General features: G+C 65.2%; 5 protein-coding genes. 4 read left to right on the top strand and 1 reads right to left on the bottom strand.

Features of this window, described 5'->3' with window-relative positions:
• Positions 1-143 precede the first annotated feature (143 nt).
• The 4 genes from AQZ52_RS17450 to AQZ52_RS17435 all read left to right on the top strand — a co-directional run bounded on the left by AQZ52_RS17450 (position 144) and on the right by AQZ52_RS17435 (position 5,315).
• Positions 144-1,277: a tyrosine-type recombinase/integrase gene (locus tag AQZ52_RS17450; RefSeq protein WP_067913949.1), complete on the top strand. Its 1,134-nt coding sequence runs from the start codon at positions 144-146 to the stop codon at positions 1,275-1,277.
• 147 nt (positions 1,278-1,424) lie between these two features.
• Positions 1,425-3,053: a site-specific integrase gene (locus AQZ52_RS17445; protein ID WP_240481744.1), complete on the top strand. Its 1,629-nt coding sequence runs from the start codon at positions 1,425-1,427 to the stop codon at positions 3,051-3,053.
• Positions 3,050-4,882, top strand: a complete 1,833-nt coding sequence (locus tag AQZ52_RS18930) for a site-specific integrase (RefSeq protein ID WP_067913943.1) — start codon at positions 3,050-3,052, stop codon at positions 4,880-4,882. The genes AQZ52_RS17445 and AQZ52_RS18930 overlap by 4 nt, the downstream gene beginning before the upstream one ends.
• Positions 4,863-5,315: a hypothetical protein gene (locus AQZ52_RS17435; protein ID WP_240481742.1), complete on the top strand. Its 453-nt coding sequence runs from the start codon at positions 4,863-4,865 to the stop codon at positions 5,313-5,315. Before AQZ52_RS18930 ends, AQZ52_RS17435 begins: the two co-directional genes overlap by 20 nt.
• A gap of 39 nt (positions 5,316-5,354) precedes the next feature.
• Here the strand turns inward: AQZ52_RS17435 and AQZ52_RS17430 are convergent, their stop codons facing one another.
• Positions 5,355-6,245 (bottom strand): ArdC family protein, encoded by an 891-nt coding sequence (locus tag AQZ52_RS17430; RefSeq protein ID WP_067913936.1) that lies wholly within the window; start codon positions 6,243-6,245, stop codon positions 5,355-5,357.
• Positions 6,246-6,403: the final 158 nt, after the last annotated feature.

Here is a 6,403-nt window from a genome sequence, read left to right as displayed (position 1 = left end):
CCTCGTGGTAGGTTCCATCCATAGCGTGTCCTTTCTGTCCTCTTCTGCCATTCAATCAGGACACTTGTTTCGAGCCCCCTCTTCTCTGCCGGACGGGGAGGGCCCGAGGGCCCTCCCCGTCCGGAAAATATCGAGGAGCGGGTATGGCGCAGCTGCTGTTCTCGACGTCCGCATTCCGGCCCGATGGGTCATCGGTCGAAGACGTTCCGATCCTTCTTGATGCCCGAATGCGGCTGATCGAGCCGGCGTGCGCCTGGCTGATGCATGTCGCGCTGGTGCGCGGACGAACACGCAGCTCGCAAACCTGGCGGACTTACGGCGAAGCTCTGTACGACTGGTGGCAGACGCTCGAGGCCAATGGCTGGAAATGGGATGAGGTCGGCGCGGGTGAACTGGCTGCTTATCGCGATCAGATGCTGCGTCCTCGTCGCGAAACCGGCCAGTCGCTCGCGCGCAGCACAATCAACGGCCGCCTCAGAACCATAGCGCGGTTCTACCGCTGGAGCGTTGCCGCCGGCCTGATGACCCAAGTTCCCTTCGCAGCCCAGGACATCGCCTTGTCGCGAAGCCGGCCGCTGGGGTTCCTTGCACATGTCGACGCCAGCGGCGGACGCAGCCGGGCCAACGAGCTCACGGTGCGGCACGTGCCGATGCTGCCGCGCCCTCTGTCACCAGAGACGATCCGGCGGATCGTGTCGGGGATGTCCTCACGCGACCGGCTGATGGTCGAATGGGCGGTGACCACGGGTGTCCGCCGGATGGAAGTGGCGGGCCTTACATTGCGCCAGCTGCGTCGGTCCGGGTCGGAGCCAATGGTTCCGGTGCAGCTCGAGCAGACCAAAGGCGGGCGGGCGCGGATGATCTATCCGCCTGCGACATTGATCGATCGCACGCGCGCCTATGTCCGAGAGGAACGCGCGGTCGTGCTACGGCGCGCCGCGCGACGAAATCCTGACTTCATGACCGATGCGCTGTTCCTGACCGAACGCGGTGAGCCGATGACCCCACGCAGGATCGGCGTGATGTTCACGGCCGCTGCGCAATCCGTCGGAATCGCGGCGACGTTCCATGCGCTGCGGCACACCTTTGCTGCGGCCATGCTGCGCTTCCTTCAGCGCGAAGCGCGGGAAAATCAAGACCTCAATCCGCTGCTGACGCTGCAGGTGCTACTCGGACACGCCGATCTTGCGACCACGTCGGTCTACCTGCGCGTCGTCGAAACCGATCTGTCGGTGATCGAGGCCTCGATCGACGAACTCTATGACGCGCTGCTCTAGATGCCGCCCCGGCGTAAGGATTACCGGGTCGAGCCGTCGCCCGAGCCGTTGGTCGGAAATCCCGGTGCTCTCGTGGTCAACATCGTTGACGCAGAAGGCAAGCTCGAGCGCTCGTTCGACTTCTCCGTGTTCACCGAGCGGCCAGCGATGGCCGCCGAACTGGCACTGGCGTTCCGACATCACTACGCGGTGAAGCAACCGGCGAACCGGATCAACGCCTACAGCGCGATCAAGCTGTGGCTCGCCTTCGTGGCCGAACATGATCCGAGCATCATGGCCGTACGCGATGTCGAGACCAACACGTTGCACGCGTACATCGTCTGGCTTGGCACAAAACCGTGGAGCAAGGGCACTCGATACAGCCGCTGGTCGATGGTCAAGCAGCTGATCGCGTGGCTTGGCCGAAATCGCCCCGACCTGGTCAATCCGGAACTTGAGATCCCGTTCAATGCGTTCCCGCGCAAGAATGCCGACGCGCGGCAGCGAACGGCGCTCAGCCGTGACGAAATGGAGCGCGTACTCGCCGCAGCTCGCGCGGAAATCACTGAGGCCTGGGGCCAGTTCGAGGAAGGGCGAGCCGCGCTCGCCAGGACCGACCGTGCCGCCATTGCGGCCGAGCCCGATCTTGCCCGGCTCGATCTCGACAATCTCGGGGTGATGCTCGCCGTGATCGACGACCGGTTCGGCGGTGTTCCGCCGAAGGCCATCGACATGTTGCGCAAGGGAGCCGTGCTGTGGCGGCTCCAAAATGCAATCGTCCACAAAGGCGGCATAGCGGCGGTCGCCGCTCGGCTGTTCGCGCTTCCGGAGACGATCGTGGCTTACATGATCGCGATCGGAGCGCAGACTTACGCCAATCCTGACGCGCTGCGCTTGCTCCAGCGGGACTGCATGAGCGAGCATGTGCTGCTCGATGGGCGGGTCATCGTGAGATGGCACAAGGGGCGCAGCAGCCGCGAGCAGCGGCGCAGCTTCCTCAAGGACAAGACCTTCTCGGTTCCGACATTGATCGATCAGGTCCTCGCGTTGACCGAGAGACTGGTGCCGCATGCGCAGCCGCGTGAGCGGACGTCGCTGTTCCTGACCGGCATGGTGTCCGCTTCGCGCGCGATCGGCGTGATCCCCCATTACATGGCCACCAAGCTGACCCGCCGCTTCGTGGCGCGACACGGGCTCGTCGATGATGCCGGCAGGCCGCTGGACCTGACGCTTGCGATGCTGCGCGCGACAGGTCTGACGCTCGCGCACGAGCGTCTTGGTCACGACATCCTCAAGACGCAGGCGCTTGCCAATCATGCCACCCCCGACACGACGCAACGCTACGTCGATCGCCCCCGGGTGCGTCGGGCGCAAGCGGCCGCGATCGGGCGCCTTCAGGCGCGGTTCGTCGAAATGGTCCGAGCATCCGAAGAGCCTTCGGTCGCACACGAGCAGATCATCATCGCCAGTCATGCGACCGCAGCCGGGTTCAGTTGCCGCGATCCGTTCGCCGGTGTGGCCGAGAACCAACGCAAGGGCGAGATGTGCACTGCCTGGCTCGGTTGCTTCACCTGTCCCAATGCCGTGATCCCGCTCGACGAAGATGTCCTCGTCCGCCTCTTGTCGACACGCGCCGCGCTCACGGCGGCGCGCGGCGCAATGGCAAGCGAACGCTGGCGGCAGCTCTACGCGCCCAAGCTGGAAATCCTCGAGCACGACATCCTGCCGCGCTTCCCCGAGATGATGCGCGCCGCGGTCGCGGGAATACCACTTGCGTTGCTCCCGCCGATCGAATGAAGCCCAGCCCCCGCCCCCTCGCAGCTGCTCCATCGTGGGAGGATGCGCGCGTCTCGCCCTGGAGCCGGTTCGGGGACGAGGAATGGCTGCTCGATATCCGTACTCCTGGCAGGCGGGCCGACCAGAACCGGGTCAACTGGTTCAGGCCCTTGCCGAACGGGGCCGAGATCAGCGTGAGAGATCATGCGCATTTGCTGCGCGCGGCCAGGCACTTCCTGTGGTCGATGTACCTCAATCCGCCACCAGGTCGCAAACGATCGTCACTATCCTCGCTTCAATCCAAGGCAACAATCCTACGCACTATCGTCGGATGGATGGCGCGCGAGGGGCTGCGGCGCTTTGCCGAAATCGACGCCGGCGCCGTTGAGCGCCTGTGCGTATGGCTGCGCCAGCGCAGTGCTCGGGCGGGCAGCCCGGGCCGGATGCGGACCGCCACCATCACGGGCTATCTCCTGGCGATCAAGGATCTCTATCGGCAGCGCGCAAAGCTCGACGACGCGCCAATGAGCGATCCGCTGCCGCTGGAGACAACTTACGAGGCAGCCGGACACAGCCGCGCGACAAAGGGCACGATCCCGTTCATCCCCGATGCCATCGCCGTTGCTATCCTGTCTGCGGCACTTTGCTGGGTCGAGGAGTACGGTGAAACCATCCTCTCCGCCGAAGCGATCCGCCAGGCCGCATGGCTGCGCGGGCGGGCGACGGGCGCCCGGCGGAACGCCTCTTACGTGGCTCGCAAGGCCCTGCGGGAAGCGGGCTTGCATGGTCCTTCGGGCGGGGCGCTCGATGGCGCGTACGCGGTTCGTCACGCCACAACCCATCTCGCCGAGGCATGCTTCATCGTAATCGCCGGGTTCGTCGGGATGAGGGTGAGTGAGATCCTATCGATGAGGGTCGGCGCAATCGAGCTTCGTCCGATCGGCGAGTCCGGGGTGGACCAGGCTTATGTCGTGGCGAGGTTGTTCAAGACCGTCGATGATCCGGAAGGCCGCGAGGAACGATGGGTGGCGCCCGCGCTGGTCGTTCGGGCTGTGGCGCTGCTGGAGCGGTTGAGTGCCGGGCTGCGCGTTGCGTCGGGACGCGACGAGCTGTTCCTCGTCAGAAACACGCAGCGCTGCGCGATCGTGCCGGTGACATACATGCACATGTCCTGGCGCATAAACGACTTTGCGCGGGCCGTCGGCGTACCGGACCATGAGGGAAAGCCATGGCTGTTCAGCACGCACCAGTTCCGCAAGACGTTCGCCCGGTTCGTTGCAAGGCGCGATCGGTCGCAGCTGCTGGGTCTGGCCGAGCACTTCAAGCATGCCTCGGTGGCCATGACCGCGCGCGGCTACGTTGGAAGCGACTTCGACCTCAACCAACTGGTCGACCATGAGGCACGAGCGGAGACTGCGGAAGCGTTGGACCGGCTGCTCTCGGCGCGCCAGCTTGGCGGCAGGATGGGCGAGCGCATCACCGCCCGCAACGCCCGGTTCCGCGGACGGGCGGGCGAGCAGGTGCGGCGCGACTACATTGCGTTCATCCTCGAGGAAACGGATCTGAGGATCCACGCGTGCGACTATGGCTGGTGCGTGTTCCAGCAGGAAACCGCGCGGTGCGGCGGCGAAATCGAACCCGATGAGGCGGCGCGCGCTCCGGCGGTATGCCTCAAGTGCGCCAACATGGTGATCGAGAGGAAGCACGTGCCTTACTGGCGAGATCGTCGAGCACGCAATGCGGCGCTCCTGCCCGTCGCCAATCCGATGACCGCTGCGGTGCTCAACGAGGCCATCGGACAATGTGATGCCGTGCTCGCACAGATCGGAGATGATGATGGGCAAGCTTGAGCCGACTTCGCGCGGGCAATCCGCTGCTCGCAGCTACCGCGCCGCACTGGCGAGGCTGGTCAGGGGAGAAGGACGTCACCCTGACCACATCGGGCAGGTGGTCCGGATCACACCGGCTGCGGTCGCGCGCGAGGCGGGGCGCAGCCGCAATCCGCTTTATGCAACCCATCGCGACATCCTCGACGAGATCGAAGCCGCCGCAGCGCCTGGCGCTCCTGCACGTGACCTGGCGACCAGGATCGTCGAGCTCGAGGCCGAGCTGGCGCGCCTGCGCGCCGACGCTCGCGGTCACGCCGAGGAGCGGCGCGAGCTGTCCAGCGAGAACCTGACGCTGCTCCATCGTGCGAGAAGCGCGGAAGCCAGGCTTGAAGCCCTGCTCCGTCAACATCGGGCTGCACAGCCCTTAGGCGTCGCGAAGGGCAGCCTCGCATAGGTCGGGCTCCCAAACAGGTCCGAGAGTGATCGACCCTGGTCAAGCCGCGCGCGCCACCTCAGCGGGCTGCTGTGCCCACATCCAGTCCGCGGCCTGCTGCGCCTTGCTGGCCGCCGTGAAGATGGCGCGCGGGTCTTCCTTGAGCACCTTGAGCCACGAGGCGATGTACGCCGCGTGATCGGGCCGCGGATGATGGGCGATCCCCAGATCCGCGAGGATGAGGCCGCTCAGGATCTCGACGCAGCACTCCTCGGCCGCATAGGAAGCCGAACCGAAGCGCCCGGAGAGATCACGATCCAGGCGATGCTTGGCCCCCGAAGCATGTCCGTTCTCGTGCAGCCAAACGCCGTAGAACGACGCAGCTTCACGGAATCGATCGAACGGCGGCATGTGCACGACGTCGCTCGACGGCCGATAATATGCTTCGGAACCTCCGAAGACGGTTGCGACGCCAAGGTTGCCGATAAAAGTCTCGGCATCGGCGTGCCGTTGCTCTTGCGACAACCCGACGACCGGCGCGGACTCGTAACCATCGACCTGCGCAACGTTGAACACCGAGAAGGCGCGCGCGAACATCTTCCTGTGACCGCCTTCATCATCGTCTGACGCGCTGTCGTTGCCCCTCTCAACCTGCTTCCAGAACACGACCGTTGTGGCGCGCTCGCCCTTGCGGACCTGCGCGCCGGCTGCATCCCACTGGCGGTAAGTGCCCCAGAGCCCGTCGGCATAGTCGCTGTTCATGGCTGCGACCCACAGCGCCACCGTGTTGATGCCGCGATAGCGCCTTCCCGAGCTCAAGTTGATCGGTCGAGCAATACTGCTGCCGTCGTGATGCCATGGCGCGCGCCACTCGCCGGTCCCAGCCTCGATCGCCGCCACGATCTCGTTGGTGATCCGAGTGTAGACATCGGTTCGATCGGTGCCGCGCATGATCAGGACTCCCGTCCCGATGCTGCGAAACCGGCGAGGCGCGGCTGCAAATCCAGGCGCCCACCGATGTGGCGTGTTGCCACAGCGAAGCAGCGCGTAGCCGCAGCGATGATCCTCGAAATGAGGACACTTGCGATGTTACATACCTCGTGTGCGAG

Origin of the sequence: Novosphingobium fuchskuhlense (assembly GCF_001519075.1) — a bacterium.
Classification (GTDB): domain Bacteria; phylum Pseudomonadota; class Alphaproteobacteria; order Sphingomonadales; family Sphingomonadaceae; genus Novosphingobium; species Novosphingobium fuchskuhlense.
This window is presented reverse-complemented; position numbering and strand designations above follow the sequence as displayed.

What these genes read in the sequence shown, in the direction of transcription:
- AQZ52_RS17450 (WP_067913949.1), top strand. Translation starts at nt 144, where the DNA reads ATGGCGCAGCTGCTGTTCTCGACGTCCGCATTCCGGCCCGATGGGTCA.
- AQZ52_RS17445 (WP_240481744.1), top strand. Translation starts at nt 1,425, where the DNA reads ATGGCCGCCGAACTGGCACTGGCGTTCCGACATCACTACGCGGTGAAG.
- AQZ52_RS18930 (WP_067913943.1), top strand. Translation starts at nt 3,050, where the DNA reads ATGAAGCCCAGCCCCCGCCCCCTCGCAGCTGCTCCATCGTGGGAGGAT.
- AQZ52_RS17435 (WP_240481742.1), top strand. Translation starts at nt 4,863, where the DNA reads ATGATGATGGGCAAGCTTGAGCCGACTTCGCGCGGGCAATCCGCTGCT.
- AQZ52_RS17430 (WP_067913936.1), bottom strand. Translation starts at nt 6,245, where the DNA reads ATGCGCGGCACCGATCGAACCGATGTCTACACTCGGATCACCAACGAG.